The organism is Serratia entomophila (assembly GCF_021462285.1).
GTDB lineage: Bacteria > Pseudomonadota > Gammaproteobacteria > Enterobacterales > Enterobacteriaceae > Serratia > Serratia entomophila.
In genome coordinates this window covers 2559601-2578033 of sequence record NZ_CP082787.1, presented here as the reverse complement: position 1 = coordinate 2578033, position 18433 = coordinate 2559601, and the positions used below count along the sequence as shown (strand labels likewise).

15 protein-coding genes and 1 riboswitch are annotated in these 18433 nt (G+C 59.9%); of the genes, 9 read left to right on the top strand and 6 right to left on the bottom strand.

Annotation, left to right across the window (positions count from 1 at the left end):
* Positions 1–131: 131 nt before the first annotated feature.
* Together KHA73_RS12575 and KHA73_RS12570 are read left to right on the top strand one after the other, a co-directional pair.
* Positions 132–959 (top strand): AraC family transcriptional regulator, encoded by an 828-nt coding sequence (locus KHA73_RS12575; RefSeq protein WP_234584649.1) that lies wholly within the window; start codon positions 132–134, stop codon positions 957–959.
* A gap of 94 nt (positions 960–1053) precedes the next feature.
* On the top strand, positions 1054–2007 hold the full coding sequence (locus KHA73_RS12570; RefSeq protein WP_234584648.1) for a DMT family transporter: 954 nt from the start codon (positions 1054–1056) through the stop codon (positions 2005–2007).
* 30 nt (positions 2008–2037) lie between these two features.
* Here the strand turns inward: KHA73_RS12570 and fusA are convergent, their stop codons facing one another.
* Together fusA and KHA73_RS12560 are read right to left on the bottom strand one after the other, a co-directional pair.
* Positions 2038–4143: an elongation factor G gene (gene fusA, locus KHA73_RS12565; RefSeq protein ID WP_234584647.1), complete on the bottom strand. Its 2106-nt coding sequence runs from the start codon at positions 4141–4143 to the stop codon at positions 2038–2040.
* Between the two features lie 213 nt (positions 4144–4356).
* Positions 4357–4605, bottom strand: a complete 249-nt coding sequence (locus tag KHA73_RS12560; protein ID WP_234584646.1) for a CsbD family protein — start codon at positions 4603–4605, stop codon at positions 4357–4359.
* Between the two features lie 221 nt (positions 4606–4826).
* Here KHA73_RS12560 and KHA73_RS12555 point away from each other — a divergent pair, with 221 nt between their 5' ends.
* Complete coding sequence (locus tag KHA73_RS12555; RefSeq protein WP_234584645.1) at positions 4827–6323, top strand: alpha/beta hydrolase; 1497 nt, start codon at positions 4827–4829, stop codon at positions 6321–6323.
* Between the two features lie 17 nt (positions 6324–6340).
* On the opposite strand, the gene KHA73_RS12550 is transcribed toward KHA73_RS12555, so the two are convergent.
* The 3 genes from KHA73_RS12550 to KHA73_RS12540 are packed head-to-tail and all read right to left on the bottom strand — an operon-like array spanning position 6341 to position 10011.
* On the bottom strand, positions 6341–7378 hold the full coding sequence (locus tag KHA73_RS12550; protein WP_234584644.1) for an ABC transporter ATP-binding protein: 1038 nt from the start codon (positions 7376–7378) through the stop codon (positions 6341–6343).
* Complete coding sequence (locus tag KHA73_RS12545) at positions 7375–8958, bottom strand: ABC transporter permease (protein WP_234584643.1); 1584 nt, start codon at positions 8956–8958, stop codon at positions 7375–7377. Before KHA73_RS12545 ends, KHA73_RS12550 begins: the two co-directional genes overlap by 4 nt.
* Before the next feature lie 36 nt (positions 8959–8994).
* On the bottom strand, positions 8995–10011 hold the full coding sequence (locus tag KHA73_RS12540; protein ID WP_234584642.1) for an iron ABC transporter substrate-binding protein: 1017 nt from the start codon (positions 10009–10011) through the stop codon (positions 8995–8997).
* A 311-nt stretch (positions 10012–10322) separates the two neighbouring features.
* On the opposite strand from KHA73_RS12540, the gene KHA73_RS12535 reads away from it, so the two are divergent.
* From KHA73_RS12535 to KHA73_RS12510, 6 genes are all read left to right on the top strand, one after another.
* Positions 10323–11099: a COG4705 family protein gene (locus KHA73_RS12535; protein ID WP_234584641.1), complete on the top strand. Its 777-nt coding sequence runs from the start codon at positions 10323–10325 to the stop codon at positions 11097–11099.
* A 150-nt stretch (positions 11100–11249) separates the two neighbouring features.
* Complete coding sequence (locus KHA73_RS12530) at positions 11250–12872, top strand: ABC transporter substrate-binding protein (RefSeq protein ID WP_380739049.1); 1623 nt, start codon at positions 11250–11252, stop codon at positions 12870–12872.
* A 145-nt stretch (positions 12873–13017) separates the two neighbouring features.
* A riboswitch (M-box (ykoK) riboswitch) is annotated at positions 13018–13191 on the top strand.
* 72 nt (positions 13192–13263) lie between these two features.
* Positions 13264–14286, top strand: coding sequence for a magnesium transporter (gene mgtE, locus KHA73_RS12525; protein WP_234584638.1), 1023 nt, complete (start codon positions 13264–13266; stop codon positions 14284–14286).
* A 131-nt stretch (positions 14287–14417) separates the two neighbouring features.
* A complete protein-coding gene (gene mgtS / locus KHA73_RS12520) occupies positions 14418–14510 on the top strand; it encodes a protein MgtS (protein WP_272496155.1) in 93 nt (30 codons plus the stop codon).
* Between the two features lie 111 nt (positions 14511–14621).
* Positions 14622–14801: a hypothetical protein gene (locus KHA73_RS12515; protein WP_234584637.1), complete on the top strand. Its 180-nt coding sequence runs from the start codon at positions 14622–14624 to the stop codon at positions 14799–14801.
* A gap of 25 nt (positions 14802–14826) precedes the next feature.
* The gene (locus KHA73_RS12510; protein WP_234591263.1) at positions 14827–16203 is read left to right on the top strand and encodes a cation diffusion facilitator family transporter; all 1377 of its coding nucleotides are present in this window, start codon (positions 14827–14829) and stop codon (positions 16201–16203) included.
* A 65-nt stretch (positions 16204–16268) separates the two neighbouring features.
* Here the strand turns inward: KHA73_RS12510 and KHA73_RS12505 are convergent, their stop codons facing one another.
* Positions 16269–17996: an ABC-F family ATP-binding cassette domain-containing protein gene (locus KHA73_RS12505; protein WP_234584636.1), complete on the bottom strand. Its 1728-nt coding sequence runs from the start codon at positions 17994–17996 to the stop codon at positions 16269–16271.
* Positions 17997–18433 lie beyond the last annotated feature (437 nt).

The following is an 18433-nucleotide window of genomic DNA, read 5'->3' as shown; positions in this document are numbered from 1 at the left end:
AAAGAATACCCTACGCGCAATGAGGCCGATCGTCCAGAAAGCGCCGCACGAAAGCGCGGTTTGCGGCTACTCAAAAGCGCCGGCTTTGGCTATGCTGATGGCAGATTGAATCAGCGAACGAAGGTGGCGCGGTGAAGGGAGTTCCAGAACAGTTTCCGTTTGAAAAGGACTGCGCGCAGTTTCGGCATTTGCCCCACTTGCCGGGGGTAGAACTTTACCAGGCGCATATCGAACGCTATGCCTTTGAGCCGCACACCCATGACGCCTTCGCCATCGGCACCGTGAACAGCGGGGCGGAGCGTTTTCGTTATCGCGGCGCGCAACACCTGGCGGCGCCGGGGTCTTTGGTATTGATGAACCCCGACGAGCTGCACACCGGCGAGGCGGAGACCCCCGGCGGCTGGCGCTATCGCATGCTGTATCTGGCGCCCGAGGCGCTGGAACAGCTTTCCGGCGAGCGGGGGCAGTGGTTCACCGACGCGGTGCGCGAGGATCCTCTGGCGGCGCAGCGCTTGTCCGCCATTCTCGCCGGGCTGTGGCGGGAAAACGATCCGCTGGCCATCGACGGCCTGTTGCTGGAGGCGGTCGGGCTGTTGCGCCCGCATATCCGCGTGGCGCACGCGGAGAAGGCTGAGGCGGCGCACCGCTTTGAGAGGGTTAAACAGTATCTGCACGATAACTTCTCCGAAGCCATCACGCTCAATCAGCTGGCTGCGCTGGTGTCGCTCAGCCCCTATCATTTTCTGCGCAAGTTCAAAGCCGAATACCACGTATCGCCGCATCAGATGTTGATGGCCGTGCGCCTGTCGCAGGCCAAACGCATGCTGGAGCGCGGTCTGCCTGCGGCGCAGGTGGCGGCGGCGGCGGGGTTGACCGACCAGGCGCACCTGACGCGCGCCTTCGCCAACCGTTACGGCGTCACGCCGGTCCGCTTTCAAAAGCAGGTTAAATTGGGCTAAAACAGCAACCTGCTACAATAATCCGCCCCGGGGTTCCTTTAGGCTGCTCCCATGTCGATTGCCCGGGGATGCCCGGCGTAGAGTGGGAGTGGTTATGTTTATTGGCGTGTTGTTTGCCCTGGCGGCCGGGCTGATGTGGGGGCTGATCTTCGTCGGCCCGCTGTTGGTGCCGGATTATCCCGCCGCGTTGCAGTCCACCGGGCGTTATCTGGCCTTTGGGCTGATTGCCTTGCCGTTGGCCTGGTTTGATCGCCGCCGTTTGCGGCGACTGCTGCGCAAAGACTGGCTGGAGGCGCTCAAGCTGACCGCCATCGGCAACCTGCTGTACTACCTGTGCCTGGCCAGCGCCATTCAACGCACCGGCGCGCCGGTATCAACCATGATCATCGGCACCTTGCCGGTGGTGATTTCCATTACCGCCAATCTGTTTTATGGCCGGCACGACGGGCGCCTGGCGTGGCGCAAGCTGGCGCCGGCGCTGGTACTGATCGGCTGCGGCCTGGCGTGCGTTAACGTCGCCGAGCTGCGGGGCAACGAGGCGCCCCTCGACGGCTGGCGCTATCTCAGCGGCCTGGGGCTGGCGCTGCTGGCGGTGGCCTGCTGGACCTGGTTCCCGCTGCGCAACTCCCGCTGGCTGCGTGAAAACCCGACGCAGCGGCCCGCCACCTGGGCCACGGCGCAGGGGGTAGTGACCCTGCCGCTGGCGCTGCTAGGCTATCTGCTGGTATGCGGCCAACTGGCCATCACCCAGCCTGCGTTCACATTGCCGTTCGGGCCGCGGCCGGCGGTGTTTATCTCGCTGATGCTGATCATTGGCGTGTTCTGCTCCTGGCTGGGCGCGCTGTGCTGGAACGAGGCCAGCCAGCGTTTGCCGACGGTGCTGGTAGGGCCGCTGATCGTGTTCGAAATTCTGGCGGGGTTGGCCTATACCTTCATATTGCGCCAGGCTTGGCCGCCGTTGTTGACGCTGTGCGGCATCGCCTGTTTGATTGTCGGGGTGGTTTACGCCATGCGCATTAAGCCGCAGCCGGCGGCGGAAGGCGAATAACGCCCGCCGCCATGGCGGCGGGCGATGGGATTAACGCTTGCTGTGGTGAATGATCTCTTCGGCCACGTTGCGCGGCGCTTCGGCATAGTGGCTGAATTCCATGGTGTAGGTGGCGCGGCCCTGCGACATCGAGCGCAGGGTGGTCGAGTAACCGAACATCTCGGACAGCGGCACCTTGGCGTGGATTTCCTTACCGCCGCCGCCCGGGATGTCTTCCATTCCTTGCACCAGCCCGCGGCGCGAGGACAAATCGCCCATCACGTTGCCGGCGTAGTCTTCCGGCGTTTCGACCTCCACCGACATTATCGGCTCGAGGATCACCGGATCCGCCAGCCGGCAAGCCTCTTTGAAGCCGAAGATCGCCGCCATGCGGAATGCCTGCTCTGAGGAGTCGACGTCGTGGTAGGAACCGAAGGTCAGATGCACCTTCACGTCCACCACCTGATAACCGGCCAGCACGCCGTTGTTCAGCGCTTCCAGCACGCCTTTTTTCACCGCCGGAATAAACTCGCCCGGGATCACGCCGCCCTTGATCTCATCGAAAAACTCAAAGCCTTTACCCGGCTCGTTCGGTTCGACGCTGAGCACCACGTGGCCGTACTGGCCTTTGCCGCCGGACTGACGCACAAATTTGCCCTCCACGTCGGCCACCCGCTTGCGGATGGTTTCCCGGTAGGAGACCTGCGGTTTGCCGGTGGTGGTTTCCACGCCAAATTCGCGGCGCATGCGGTCGACGATAATTTCCAGGTGCAGCTCACCCATACCGTAAATGATGGTCTGGCCGGATTCTTCGTCGGTGCGCACCCGGAACGACGGATCCTCCGAAGAGAGACGCTGCAGCGCAATGCCCATTTTCTCCTGATCGGCCTTGGTTTTCGGCTCGATCGCCTGGGCGATCACCGGCTCCGGAAACACCATGCGTTCCAGGGTGATGATGGCGTTGGGATCGCAGAGCGTGTCGCCGGTGGTAACGTCCTTCAGCCCGACGCAGGCGGCGATATCGCCGGCGTGTAGCTCTTCGACGTCCTTGCGGTCGTTGGCGTGCATCTGCACGATGCGCCCGATGCGCTCTTTTTTGCCTTTGACCGGGTTATAGACGCTGCTGCCCTTGGCCAGCACCCCGGAGTAAACGCGCACGAAGGTCAACTGGCCGACGAAGGGGTCGGTCATCAGTTTGAACGCCAGCGCCGAGAATTTTTCATCGTCGTCGGCTCTGCGGGTGACAATCTCATCATGTTCGCCGTGGCCTTCCATCGGCGGCACGTCGAGCGGCGAGGGCATCAGCTCGATCACCGCATCGAGCATGCGCTGCACGCCCTTGTTGCGGAACGCCGAGCCGCACAGCATCGGCTGAATTTCGCCGGCCACGGTGCGCACCCGCAGGCCGTGGACGATCTCTTCATCGCTCAGCGGCACCTGGTTGAGGTATTTTTCCATCAGCTCTTCAGAGGCTTCGGCGGCGGCCTCGATCATGTTCTCGCGCCACTCCTGCGCCGAGGCGCGCAGCTCGGCCGGGATTTCTTCAAAGCTGAAGCTCATGCCCTGCGAGGCTTCGTCCCACAGGATGGCCTTCATGCGCACCAGGTCCACCACGCCGGTGAAGCGGTCTTCGGCGCCAATCGGGATGACGATCGGCACCGGGTTGGCTTTCAGCCGCTCGATCATCATTTTACGCACGCGAAAGAAATCGGCGCCGACGCGGTCCATCTTGTTGACGAACGCCAGGCGGGGCACTTTGTATTTGTTGGCCTGGCGCCACACGGTTTCTGACTGCGGCTGCACGCCGCCGACCGAGTCATACACCATCACCGCGCCGTCCAGCACGCGCATTGAACGCTCCACCTCAATGGTGAAGTCGACGTGCCCGGGGGTGTCGATGATGTTGATGCGATGCTGCGGATAATTATGCTGCATGCCGCTCCAGAAGCAGGTGGTGGCCGCCGAAGTAATGGTGATGCCGCGCTCCTGTTCCTGCGCCATCCAGTCCATGGTCGCCGCGCCGTCGTGAACTTCGCCCAGCTTGTGACTGACCCCGGTGTAAAACAGAATCCGCTCGGTGGTGGTGGTCTTGCCGGCATCGATATGCGCGGAGATGCCGATATTGCGGTAGCGTTCAATAGGGGTAGTGCGTGCCATAATCAACCTTTCTTAGCCGCGAGCAGGCAGAGCGGCTTAAACAGCATGAGTAATGATGATAATCCTCAATGGGTTATCTGCCGGAACGCGCCGCTTCGGCGGCGGTCACAAAGTAATCGTAGTTGATGGCGCGGGTTTTATTAACCGATGGCTGCGATAGGCGGGAAATAAAAAGGGCCCGTGAAGGGCCCCTTGACGGCTGGCGTAAACGGCTTATTTACGGCCCAGCAGGAAGCCGAACACGATGCCCACCGCCGCGGCAATGGCCACGCCGGCCAGCGGATTTGATTCCACCTGGGTTCTTACGCTGTCGGCCGCATCACGGGCGGCATAGCTGGCCTGCGAGGCATATTTGCGCGCAGCGCCGCGAACCTGATGCTCCGGCGAGTCAGTGGCTTTACCGAACGCTTCTTCTACTGCACCGGCCGCTTCATTGGCTTTGTCTTCAGCTTTTCCAAACATGGTGACTCTCCTGTTCCTTGTTGCATAAACGAACCTTAAGCCTAGCAGAGGAATGGGCAACCTGCGGGAAATCGCGGTTTATGGGAGCAATCCGAACGCGAAAAATCCACGGCGGAAGACGGCGTTCGGCTTCACCCGGCAGGTTTTTTATGGTCTATTGGTTAGCTGTTTAACCGGGGCTATTTACCCTGAACAGATTCGCCGAGTTGGAAGGACTCTTCATGTCAGTACTGCGTATTCTGGTGTTGCTTGCCGCCGCCGCCAATCTGCCCGCCTTAGCCAAACCCTTGCTTCACGTCGCCGCGCCGGAAAGCGGCATCCGCTGGCAATCCTGCCTGAACAGCGGCTTTCAGCGCTGGTTTGACGATGCACCGCCCCCAGGGCTGCGCTGCGGCTACGTCGAGGCGCCGCTGGTTTACCAGACGCATGCCGGGCATGCGCCGCCGGGCAACGGCAATGAAAGCGTGCGGCTGGCGTTGACCCTGTTACCGGCGACCGGGCCGAAGAAAGGCAGCCTGGTGGTGATCGGCGGCGGCCCGGGGTTGCCGGGCATCAATCCGCAGTTGGCCGACGACGCACGGGTGGCCCGGTTGAGAAAATCTTACGACATCATCGGCTACGATCCGCGCGGCGTGGGGCAGTCTACGCCGAAGATCTCTTGCCAACTGGCGGAAAACGACGAAACGCCGTCGCCGAACGACAACGACATAGCCGGCGCGGAGCAGCAGGTGCGCAACATCATCGACGCCTGCATTAAGCGCACCGGCGCCGACGTGTTGCAGCATATCGGCACCGACGAAGCGGTCGACGATCTGGACGCGATCCGCCACGCGCTTGGCGAACCGGCGTTGACCGCCGTGGCCTACTCTTACGGCACCAAAGTGGCGGCGCTGTATGCCGAGCGCTATCCGAAGAAAACCCGCGCGCTGGTGCTGGACGGCGTGGTGGACCTTGCCGAAGACGACTTTACCCAACGGATGAATCAGGAGCGGGGCTACCAGCAAAGCTTCCTGCGTTTTGCCGCCTATTGCGACAAAACCGACAGTTGCCCGCTGCCTGCCGACGCCAATCGGGCGATGCAGGTGTACCATGAGATGCTGCGCAAACTGCACGATCATCCTTTTGTCACCCAGGCCGGTTACGAGATCTCCGCCGACGACGTGCTCACGGTCACCCGTTCGCTGTTGCCGTGGCCGGAGCGTTGGCATGAGCTGGCCACCTTGCTGCATCAGCTCGACGCCGGCATCGCCGGCCAACAGGTTTCCGATCTGATTGACGAGAGCTATTCACCGGATGCCGATGATGCGCTGAACGTTATCACCTGCGCCGACGTCGCCGACCCGGGCGCCGATCCGCAGCGGCTGCGCCGCCAGCGCCAGGAAATCAACACCGCCGCGATGTTCGCTCACTACCTGCCGCTGCATGAATATCCGCTGGAAATGTGCGATCTGTGGCCGTACCGCGGCAAGGACAGGCCGCATGCGCCGGTGGTTTCGCCGGCGCTGCCGCCGCTGTTGTTCGTCGCTCAGCGTTACGATCCGGCCACGCCGTACCGCAATGCGCAGGTGATGGCCAGCAGGTTCAAAAGCCCGTTGATCACCCGCGAACGGGACGGGCATACGCTGGTGCTGAACGGTATCGATCGCTGCGTGGATGAAAGCGTGGTGGATTACCTGCTGGCGCCGAAAAAACCGCGGCGAGATAAGGTTTGCCGCTAAGGCGGCAGACCATGAGGTTACCCGGCAAAAATATGTGCCCGCCCCAGTATGTTCAGGCTGACGCGAGAGCCGGCGCGGATCCCTTCGCGGCTGACGGTTTTAATTTCGATGTCGTCGTCGCTGCCTGGCATACGCAGGTTGAGGGTGGAAACAAAACCGGCGAAGTCGACGCTGGAGACCACCGCCTGATCGGGCTGCGACGGGTCTGACAGCCCGATTTGAATCTGTTCCGGGCGCAGCATGATGCGCGCCGGCCCGCTGCGGCGGTGGTCGTCCACGGCGATGCGGCCCAGCACGCAATCGGCCCAGCCGTGCGCCAGTTCGGCGGAAAGCACCAGCGTTTCGCCCAGGAAAGCGGCGGTGGGTTCATCTACCGGCCGCAGATAAAGATCCTGCGGCGCGCCCACCTGCGCCAACCGGCCGCTGCGCATTACCGCCACCTGATCGGCAAACGACAAGGCTTCGCTTTGGTCGTGAGTGACCAGGATCGAGGCCACCCCGGCTTCCGCCAGCAGCTCGGCCACCGCCTTGCGGGTCGCCGCCCGCAGGCCGGTATCCAGCGCCGAGAACGGCTCGTCCAGCAGCATCAGCCGCGGCCGCTGCGACAGCGCGCGGGCCAGCGCCACGCGTTGCTGTTGGCCGCCGGAAAGCTCGTGCGGCCACAGGGCGCCCAAACGCCGGTCGAGCGCCACCATCTCCATCAGCGCGTCGATACGCTGCTGTTTATCGCGTTTGCTGCCCTTCAGGCCAAAGCCGATATTGCCTGCGACGGTAAAATGCGGGAAAAGCGCGCCGTCCTGCGGCACAAAACCAATGCCGCGCAGATGCGCCGGCACCCAGGCGCCGCCGTTGCCCATCGGCTGGCCCTGCAGCAACACCTGGCCGCCGTCCGGTATTTCAAAGCCGGCGATAATGCGCAGCAGGGTGGTTTTCCCCGATCCGGAAGGGCCGACTATCGCCGTGCGGCTGCCCGGTGAAACCCGCAGATCAACGTGCTCAAGCACCCTGACGGAGTTGTACGACTTACCTATGCCATGCAGTTCAAGCGTGCTCATAATCCCGCCGTGCGTTTAGATTGAGAATAAAGAAGCCAGGTGAGTGGCAAGGACAGCGCCACCATCATCAGCGCGTAAGGGGCGGCGGCCACGTAATCGATCTCGCTGGTCAGCGCCCAAAAACCGCTAGCCAGCGTGCGGGTGCCGTTGGGCGCCAGCAGCAGCGTAGCCGTCAGCTCGTTGGATATCGCCAAAAATACCAGCGCCGCGCCGGCCGCCGCACCAGGCGCCGCCAGGCGCAGGGTGGTGCTCCACAACGCCTGCGCCGGCGAACGGCCGAGGCTGCGGGCGACGTTCTCCAGCTCGACCGGCGCCTGAGCGATACCGGCCCGCAGGTTGATCAGCGCCCGCGGCATAAACATCAGCAGGTAGGCCAGCAGCAGGGTAATTTCGGTCTGGTAGATAGGCCGGAAGCTGTGGATGCTGATGGTGACCAGCGCCAGCGCCACCACGATGCCGGGCAGCGAGCTGGTGACATAGTTGCAGCCTTCCAGCAGCCGGTACAGCCGCGCCGGGTATCGCACCGACAACCAGGCCATCGGAATGGCGCACAGCGTGATCAGCAGGGCACCGCCGGCGGACAGCGACAGCGTCTGCAGCAGCGCAGGCCAAAGTTCGGCGTTGCGCCAGGCGTCGATGCCGCCTAAGGTCAGCCAGCGCGCCAGGGTGATAAAGGGCACGCCCAGCGTCAGCGCGCTCAGCCCGATGGGCAACAGCAGGCAACCGGCGGCCAGCGGGGCGGAAAGGCGCCGAGGCGCCTGGCTGCGTGCGCTGCCGGATCCGACGCGCGCATAGCGCGCACGGCCGCGGCTGGAGGCTTCCAGCAACAATAACCCCAGGCAACACAATACCAGCACCCCGGCCAGCATATTGGCCGCCGGGCCGTTAAAGGTCGACTGGAACTGATCGAAGATCGCGGTGGTGAAGGTGTCGAAACGAATCATCGCATACAGGCCGTATTCCGCCAGCAGGTGCAGGGCGATCAGCAACGAGCCGCCCCAAACCGCCAGCTTGAGCTGCGGCAGCACTACGCGGCAGAATACCGCCAGCGGCCTGGCGCCCAGCGAGGTGGCGACGTCTTCGATGCCGGGATCCAGCCGCCGCAGCACGGCGGCGGCCGGCAGATAAATAAAGGGGAAATAGGCGAGCACCGAGATAAATACCCCGGCGCTCAGGCCGTGCAGCGAGGGAACCAGGCTGATCCAGGCATAGCTTTGCACAAAGGCCGGCACCGCCAGCGGCGCGGTGGCCAGCACCGACCAAAGCCGGCGGCCCGGCAAGGTGGTGCGCTCGGTCAGCCAGGCCAGCGCCACCCCGAGAATGGCGCACACCGGCAGCGTGCACACCACCAACAGAAGGGTGTTCAGCAGCAGTTCGGCCACCCGGGGGCGGAACACCAGCGTTTTAACCGTTTGCCAGCCGGTTTCAAACGCCACGCCGATGACAAATCCCAGCGGCAGCAGCGCCAGCAGGGACAGCAGCAGCGCGGAGATCACCACGAATGGCCCGGGCCGCTGGTGACGCTGCAAAACAGAATAACGCCGCTTTAGCTCTGCGGCGTTGATGCTCAGGTTAGCCATAAGGTTCAAAAACTCTCGGTACGCTTGAAAGCCGCCTTACAGCAGGCCGGCCTCGGTCATCAGCTCAACGACTTTTTTACCGTTCAACTGTGCGGCGTTAACCTTCGGCGCATCCAGATCTTTTAGCGGCACCAGTTTAGGGTTGGAAGCGGCGCCGACGCCAACGGCGTATTCGAAGGCATTATTGGTGCGCAGAATATCCTGGCCGTTTTTACCGGTGATCCATTTGATAAAGGCCTGCGCCTGTTGCTGATGCTTGCTGGAGGCCAGTACGCCGCCGCCGGAGAGGCTGACGAATGCGCCCGGATCCTGATGTTTGAAGTAATACAACTTGATGTTTTTGCTGTTTTCACCGGTTTTCGCGCCGTCTACAAACGGGTAGTAGTGGTAAATTACGCCGCTGTCGATTTGGCCGGCGTTAACCGCTTTCATTACCGTGCTGTTGCCCTTATAGGCGGTGAAGTTGGTTTTCATCGCTTTCAACCATTCCAGCGTCGCTTTTTCGCCTTTCAGCTCCAGCAGCGCGCTGACGATTGCCTGGAAATCGGCGCCGGAAGGCGATGCGGCCCAGCGGCCTTTCCATTCAGGCCTGGCCAGATCCAACAGCGACTTGGGCAGCTGCGCCTCGCTCAGTTTTGCCGGGTTGTAGACGAAGACGGTAGAGCGCGCGGCGATGCCGATCCAGCGGCCGTGGTCCGGGCGGTACTGCGGTTCCACCTGATTCAGCGTCGCGGCCTCCAGCGGTGCGAACAGCCTGGCGCGGTCTACCAGCACCATCGCCGGGGAGTTTTCCGTGAGGAAGACGTCGGCGGGCGAGGCGCTGCCTTCCTGCACCAGCTGGTTGCCCAGCTCGCTGTCACCGCCGTTGCGCAGCGTGACCTTGATGCCGGTATCCTTGGTGAAACCCTCTACCCAGGACTTCACCAGATTTTCGTGTTGAGCGTTGTAAATAACGATGCCTTTATCGGCAGACTCCGCCTGGGCGGTGAAGGCCGGCAGCATCGACGAAACCAGCAGGGCAAGGGGGCCGAGAGAGGAAATACGCAGCTTCATATGGTTATCCTTTTTAACGACGGGAGAAGAAAGGCGATATCGCCTGGCAAGCGCAATCAGCCCGATTTTAATCAGGAATATTAATAATGATAGTGAAAATGATTCGTATTAATTTATTTTTTGAGTTCGCTCACTAATCGACCCCTCCTAAGGAAAAATTAAGTTTCAACCGCAATACTCTGTGCTGATTGCCGAATGTCACCCGGGTTCGCGAGGGGGTAAAGACAACCTAATCAGATATCGCTTCTTAAGGGAAAGCTAAGTATCGGAGGTGATACTGGCTGGGTGTTTTTCCATTTACGGAGTGGGTTATGCTGTCACCTAAGGCAAAGAATGCGCTTCACCGGTTGAATAAAGTGCCGGAAGTCACCTTATTTTTCTGGCTGATCAAAATGATGTCCACCACGGTGGGGGAAACGGCCGCCGATTATCTCAATATGGATCTTAATTTCGGCTTGACCAAGACTTCGTTGATTACCGGCGGCTTGTTGCTGGCGGCGCTGTTTTTCCAAATTCGCGCTCGACGTTATCTTCCCCCGCTGTACTGGATCGCCGTGGTGCTGATCAGCGTCTTCGGCACGTTAATCACTGATAATCTGACTGACCATTTTGGCGTCTCGCTGGCATTTTCCACCGGCCTGTTCAGCCTGTTGCTGGCCGCAACCTTCGTCATTTGGCATCGGAGCGAACGCACGCTTTCCATTCACGCCATCGATACACCCAAACGGGAGTTGTTTTATTGGTTGGCTATCTTGTTCACCTTCGCGCTCGGCACCGCCGCCGGTGACTGGGTGGCGGAAGGATGGCGGCTGGGCTACGTCAATTCGGCCTGGTTGTTCGGCGCGCTGATTGCCGTTACCGCCGCCGCGCATTATCTGTTCAAGGCCAACAGCATACTCTGTTTCTGGATAGCCTATGTGCTGACGCGGCCCTTTGGCGCCTCCTGCGGCGATCTGCTCTCGCAGCCGGTCGATAATGGCGGCCTTGGGTTGGGCGCAGCCAGCACCAGCGGCCTGTTTTTGGTGGTGATTATCAGCCTGGTCACTTATTTGACGTTGATGCAAAGGCGCCGGCGGGGCTTCAGTTAAGGTTGCTTCAAAGACTGCGCCGGTATTACCTTGATAATGAAAGAAATTCATCACGGCTTTTGGTTATGAGTCATAGCGATTAATGATTTAATTTATTTCACTGCTTCAGTGAATATTAGCGACGACAAAATACTTATCAGGGATATCGTCGTGAAACATTCATTCAATACCAAGATTCTGGCTGGTTTAATCGTCTGCTCTTTGTCGCCGGTGGCCGGCGTTAGCGCCGCAGAGGTGCCGGCCGGCGTCAAGCTGGCGGAAACCCAGGAGCTGGTGCGCGCCAACGGCTATGAGCCGGCGACGCTGGACCCTAACCTGGCCGAAAGCAACGTGGAGTTTTACATCTTCAACGATCTGTTCGAAGGGCTGTTGCGGGTGGGCAAAAAAGGCGAGGTGATCCCGGCGCTGGCAGAGAAATGGGAGCAACAGGGCAACGTCTGGACCTTCCATCTGCGGCCGCAGGCCAAGTGGTCCAACGGCGATCCCGTTACCGCCGGCGATTTCGTCTACAGCTGGCGGCGCCTGACCGACCCGAAAACCGCTTCGCCGTACGGCAGCTATCTGGCCTCGGCCTATGTGCTCAACGCGGCGGAGATCAACGCCGGCAGCAAGCCGCCGAGCGAGCTGGGGGTGAGGGCGCTGGATGCGCATACGCTGCAGGTGACGCTTGCCGAACCCAATTCTTATTTGCTGAAGCAGTTGGTGCATTTCCCGGTACTGCCGGTGAATCAAAAGGTGGTGGAAAAGTACGGCAAAGACTGGACCCAGCCGGCGCATTTTGTCGGCAACGGCGCGTTTCGCCTCAGCCAGTGGGTGGTGAATGAGAAGCTGGTGGTGGAGCGCAATCCACAATACTGGGACAACGCCAATACCCGGCTGAACAAGGTTACTTTCCTGCCGCTGCAAGGGTTCCCCGAAGTCGCACGTTTCCGCGCCGGTGAAATCGAACTGGGTTACACCACGCCGCCGGAGCTGTATCAACGGCTGAAGAAAACCCTGGGAGATGAGCAGTTGGTGACCTATCCGCTGTTGTCCACCAGCTACTTTGCGTTTAACAACCAGCAGGCGCCGTTTAATGACGTGCGCGTGCGGCAGGCGCTTAATCTGGCGCTGGACAAGGACATTATCGCCGGCAAGGTGCTGGGCTACGGCCAACAGCCGGCCTGGACCTTCACCCCCACCGGGGCGGGCGGCTATAGCCTGAAAGCGGGCGAAGCGGCGGGTTGGACGCGTGAACAGCGCCTCGCGCAGGCGCAAAAGCTGCTGGCGGAGGCCGGCTTTAACGCCGCTAATCCGCTGCGCTTTACCCTGTTGTACAGCAACGACGCTACCATCAAGAAAATCGTCATCGCCAGCAGCGCGATGTGGAAAAAGAACCTTGGCGTCGAGGCCAGGTTGCAAAGCCAGGAGCGCAAGGTCACCCTGGACAGCATTAACCGCGGGCAGTACAGCGTGGCCTTTACCCGCTGGCTGGCGGACTACAACGATCCTTCCACCTTCCTGAACGTTTTCCGTTCCGCCAGCAGTGAAAACAGCCCCAAGTACCGCAACGGGAACTATGACCGCATTCTGCATCAGGCCACCGCGGCGCAAACGCCGCAGCAGGTGCAGCACTATTTCCAGCAGGCGGAAGACTTGCTGGCGGCGGATACGCCGGTGGCGCCGGTCTATTATGAAGCGAACGCCACGTTGGTCAAACCCTATGTGAAGGGCATCGACTTTACGCGGCAGGGAGCATTGTATGATAAGAACGCCTATATTGTTGCGCACTGAATAATAAATAAAACCGGCCGATTAACATCGGCCTTTTTTATGGATTTCATTCTAAATAACAGTTTCCTAAATACTCCATAAACGGCAGAGAACATTTCCTTCCCGGTGAGAGAAACACCGCCTATACTGCGCCGGTAGTTTATATGCAGTATCTCGTTTGGCGAGGCTCCTATACAAACACAGGTTACTGATCTGACGACATCGAGAGATGCCCAAGGTTAAGACAGGCTTTATCGGATTAAGGTTCAGCCCAAGGTAACTTCTGATTTATCGATCGGATACGTTGTATAGTGCTAAAACCTGGACGCGGAGATAGGCTGTCTGCACTCCCTCTTTGGTTGCGCCCCTATGCGATTCGCTGTTGAAGTTTAAACAGAAATAGGGACTAACAATGAACAAGTCACATCAACAATACCTTTCCCCGGCGCTGGCCGACGGCGACGCTCTCGATGAGTCTTCTGTCGCCGGCTATATGACCGCCGATTTTATTACCGTTCCCGGCAATATGACGGTTAATAAAGCCAGGGCGTATTTTCTTTCACAGTTAAAAACGGATGAAATTCCCACCCAGCTGTTTATCACCGCGGACGATTATCATTTGCGCGGCACGCTGTCGGTAAAAAAGCTGCTGCAGTGCGAAGATGACGATAAAGCCGTTGGCGTGATGATGAATCACAGCTACTTCCATGTTTCGCCCGAAGACGACCGCAACGACGTCGCGCATTTGCTGGGCAAGGGCGGGCTGGACGTGGTGCCGGTGGTGGCCAACAACACGCTGGTCGGCGTGCTCGGCGAGCGGGAAATCGCCCGTCTGCTCGAAGACGAAAATACCGAAGACGCGCAGCGCCAGGGCGCCAGCCTGCCGTTGGACAAACCCTATCTGGAGACCAGCCCCTGGGCGCTGTGGCGTAAAAGATCGGTGTGGCTGCTGATGCTGTTCGTTGCCGAAGCCTATACCGGCAACGTGCTGAAGGCATTTGAAGATCAGTTGGAAGCGGCGATTGCGCTGGCGTTTTTCATCCCGTTGCTGATCGGCACCGGCGGCAACAGCGGCACTCAGATCACCTCGACGCTGGTGCGCGCCATGGCGCTGGGCGAGGTGAGCCTGCGCAATCTGGGGGCGGTGATCCGCAAGGAGGTCTCTACCTCGCTGCTGATTGCCGTGACCATCGGCATCGCGGCCTGGGTGCGCGCCTGGATCATGGGGGTGGGCGTCGACGTCACGCTGGTGGTCAGCCTGTCGCTGGTGGCGATCACCCTGTGGAGCGCCATAGTATCGTCTATCATCCCGATGCTGCTCAAACGGCTGGGTATCGATCCGGCGGTGGTGTCGGCGCCCTTTATCGCCACCTTTATCGACGGCACCGGCCTGATTATTTACTTCAAAATCGCCCAGTACGTATTGGGCATTTAACCGAACCCCGCCTTAATCGGGCGGGGATGTTATCAAATGATGAGGAGGGCGTTAAACGCAATGGGCAAAGACCGAATCCGCTTTTTAATTAAAGAGGTTTTTATCGATAACAGTTAACCGAGGACAAAATAATGGGAAACATGACGATTTTTATAGGATTCCTGGGAATGATCAGCTCACTGGGCCTGCTGGCCGCCTATATGAGCACCAAATGGGATGATTAATGAACGCTAAAGATCCGCCTAGAGGCATCCTCCCCGTAACGGTTTTATTTTTTTATGGGGAGGATTTAATGGAACGCTGAAAGCGTTGCCGAAGAATGGAGTGTAACGATCATGATGATGCTTATCCTTGGATTACTCTACGCAATTTTAATGATTTCCGTTGGCGTAAATGAAATCTATTACACCACCACGGGAAAATCGGAATTTCTTACCAGTTTGATGTTAACCTTCTCAGGCAGCATGCTGCTGGTCGCCTTTGTCTGGCAATTATCCGCTAAAGTAAAAAAATAAATCACCACCGAATGTGAGCCGCATGATGCAAAATGAAAAACTGATCGTGGCCAGAAACTCGATGATCGCCAGCGGGTTGTTGGCTGTAGGGAAGTTTGTCGCCGGTATCTTTACCGGCAGTATTGGCCTGATATCCGAAGGGATCCACTCTTTTACCGATTTTATCGCCACCAGCATTACCTGGCTGGCGGTGCGCATCAGCGATAAGCCCGCCGATGACGATCACCACTTCGGCCACGGCAAAGTGGAGAACCTGGCGGCGCTGTTTGAAGTGTTGCTGTTGCTGGCCGCCGCGGGCTGGATTGTCTATGAAGCCGGCAGCAGCCTGCTGGGCCAGCCGCATGAGATTGTCGCGGCGCCGCTGGTGATTGCGGTGTTGTTGATTTCGATTGCCGTCGACTTTTTCCGCGTGCGGGCGCTGAACCGCGTGGCGAAAGCCACCGACAGCGCAGCGCTGGAGGCCGATGCGCTGCATTTCTTCTCCGACATGCTGTCATCCGGCGTGGTGCTGTTGGGGATTTTCTTCGTGCTGCTGGGGTTTGGCCGCGCCGACGCCATTGCGGCGCTGATCGTCGCCTGCTTTATCTTTGCGGCGGCTCTCAAGCTGGGAAAGCGCTCGTTCGATTCCTTGATGGACGCGGCGCCGGCCGGCGCAAAAGAGGCGATTTCCGCCGCGCTTGCGCCATTCCCGGCCATTTTATCCTGTGAGAGTATCCGTATTCGCAACGCCGGGGCGGCGCTGTTTGTCGAGGTGACGGTGGCGGTGTGCCGCACGTTGCCGCTCGAACGCATCGATGCCCTGAAGCTGGACATCGCCGCGCGGCTGCGAGAGCAATATCCCAATGCCCAGGTGACGACGATCGCCATCCCGCAAACCCGCAGCGACGAGGATATGGCGACGCGCATCCGGGCGATTGCCGCCAACCACGGCGCCCAGGTGCAGAACCTGGCGCTGCAGCAGCTGCCTTCGCGCATGTCGATCAGCATGGATCTGGCAGTGCCGGCCAGCGCCAGCGTGGCGCAGGCGCATGATATCGCCAGCGAAATAGAAACTCTGTTGCGCCAGGCCATCGGCGAAGACACCGAGATTGAAACGCACCTGGAGCCGCAAACGCCGCACTGGCTGGCCAGCGAAGACGTGACGCCGGGCGAGCTGGCCGATATCAGCCTGCTCCTGAAAGCGGCGGTGGAACAGGGGGAAAGGGTGCAGGACGTGCATAACATCCGCGCCCGCAAGACCCGCGCCGGCATTATCGTCAATTTCCACTGCCGGGTTTCGCCGGCGGCAAGCATTGTCGCGGCGCATGACGCGGTCGACCGAATAGAACGCCGGTTGCGGGCGGATTACCCGGCCATTTCACGCGCCATAGGGCACGTAGAGCCGATCAAACCGACGACGTGAATCCGAAAAGGCCATTCATCGACAGATGTGATAAAAAAGGCCGCCATAAAGGCGGCCTGTGAGGCTTAGCCCAGGTTCAGACGGGCGGTTATTTCTGCTATCTCCCGGCGCCAACGCGCCTGCAGTTCCGGTTTTTGGTGCTTAGGTTTACGCGCCAGATCTTCCTGCAGTTTGCTTTCCAGCAGCAGCAGGGCGTTCAGAAACGCGTCCTCGTCATCCGGCGACGCGCTGTCGGCGGCCACGGCCTGCCGAGGTGGCAACGAGGCTTCCCCGGCATGCTCCCCGGCCAACCGCTGGTAGACCGGCGCCAGATCGTGCCACTCGGTCAACTGCCGTTGGTCAATCAGCCAAAAGCGGTTACAGCTTTGTTCGATCAGCATCCGATCGTGGGTCACCAGCATTACCGCGCCGGAAAACTGCCGCAGCGTTTCCGCCAGCTCTTCTTTACCCGCCATATCCAGATGGTTGGTGGGCTCATCCAGCAACAGCAGACCATGGTTGGCCAGCGTCAGGCCGACAAACAGCAAGCGCGAGCGCTCGCCGCCGCTCAGCGAGCGGACCTGCTGCTGATGGCGCAGGTAGGGGAAGCCGGCGCCAATCAGCGCCATTTTCCGCTGTTCTTCGGTCAGCGGTGCGAAATGCGTCAGGGCTTCGTTCAGCCTGTCCTCATCGCGCAGCTGCTGCAGGCTTTGATCGTAATAGCCTATCCGCACCCGCGGATGGAATACCGCCTGCCGATCGTCTGGCTGGCGATACTCACGCCACAGCTGCTGCAGCAACGAGGACTTGCCGCAGCCGTTACGCCCGACGATGGCGATGCGATCGCCGCTTTTAACCCGCAGTTGCTCGAGGCTGAACAGTACCGGCGCATCCGCCGCCGGCCGCACGTCCAGCTGCGGCAGCGCCAGCAGGCGATCGGCGTCGAGCGCTTCCCCCTGCAGCCGCAACCGCCACTGGCTGCCGGCGGTCAGCGTAGTTTGTTCTTCCCTGAGGCGGTCGACGCGTTTTTCCATTTGCTTGGCCTTGCGCGCCAGATCTTCGTTGTCGTACACCCGGCCCCAAACCGCCAGACGGTGGGCGCTCTTCTCCACCCGATCGATCTCTTTTTGCTCGGCCTGGCGGCGGTGCGCGTCCGCGGCATCCTGCTCCTCAAGCGCCAGGCGGGCTGCGGAGCAGGGCAAGCGGAAGAATTGCAGCGTCTGGTCGCGCAAAATCCAGGTGCAGTTGGTCACCTGATCCAGCAAATAGCGATCGTGGGACACCAGCACAAAGCTGCCGCACCAGTTTTGCAGGAACCCTTCCAGCCACAGCAAGGTGGGCAGGTCCAGGTGGTTGCTGGGTTCGTCCAGCAGCAGCAGGTCCGGTTGGCGGATCAACGCGCGCGCCAGCAACAGGCGCGTATGTTGGCCGCCGCTGAGGGTGCCGGCGGTCAGCGTCCAGGTTTCGGCGGTGAACCCCAGGCTGGCCAGCAACGCCTCGCAGCGCCAGCGTTCGCTCAGATGTTGGTTTGGCGGCAATCGCGCCAGCACCGCATCCAACAGGGTGCAGGCGTGCAGCGCTTCCGGCAGGTGTTGTTCCACCCGCGCCATCAGGCACTGGTGCGACATCGTTACGTTGCCGGCGCCGGCGGGCAGGTCGCCGCTGAGGATTTTCAGCAGGGTGCTTTTGCCGCAGCCGTTATGGCCGATTAGACCGATGCGATCGCCTTTTTTCAGGCTGAAGGAAACCTCGCTCAGCAGGGTGCCGAACGCGTTGTCGTAACCGACAGATTGTGCAGATAGTAATGTGCTCATTGCTTACTCAAGATTTACAGGCATAAGGATGCCAATCGTCAAACATCGCTGACGACAACCCGGTAAGCCGGAGGGAAGGGCTCAGATTTTAGTAAGCTTCGCTCAAGCTGGGTTATCGCAGCACGATACCGGTAATGCTTGAGCGGCGGCAATTACTATAGAAGTGTGAGTAAACAAACAATTCACACATCGGCATAGTAATCCTCCTTTTATAAATTAGGTTAATAGGTGAGCGAATTATAGGGCGTCTTTTGGCATCGCGCCACCGTAAAATGTTCAAGATATCAGCAGGCTAAACGCAGCATCCCCGCAGTGACGAATGAATGGGAATAATTCAGGTATTTCGGCTCAGATTAAGCAGCTATTATAATCGGCGTTTATGATTAAGCGGTGGATTTCCCTGTCTGCCGCACACCTGTCTATCATGCTGAGCTGAG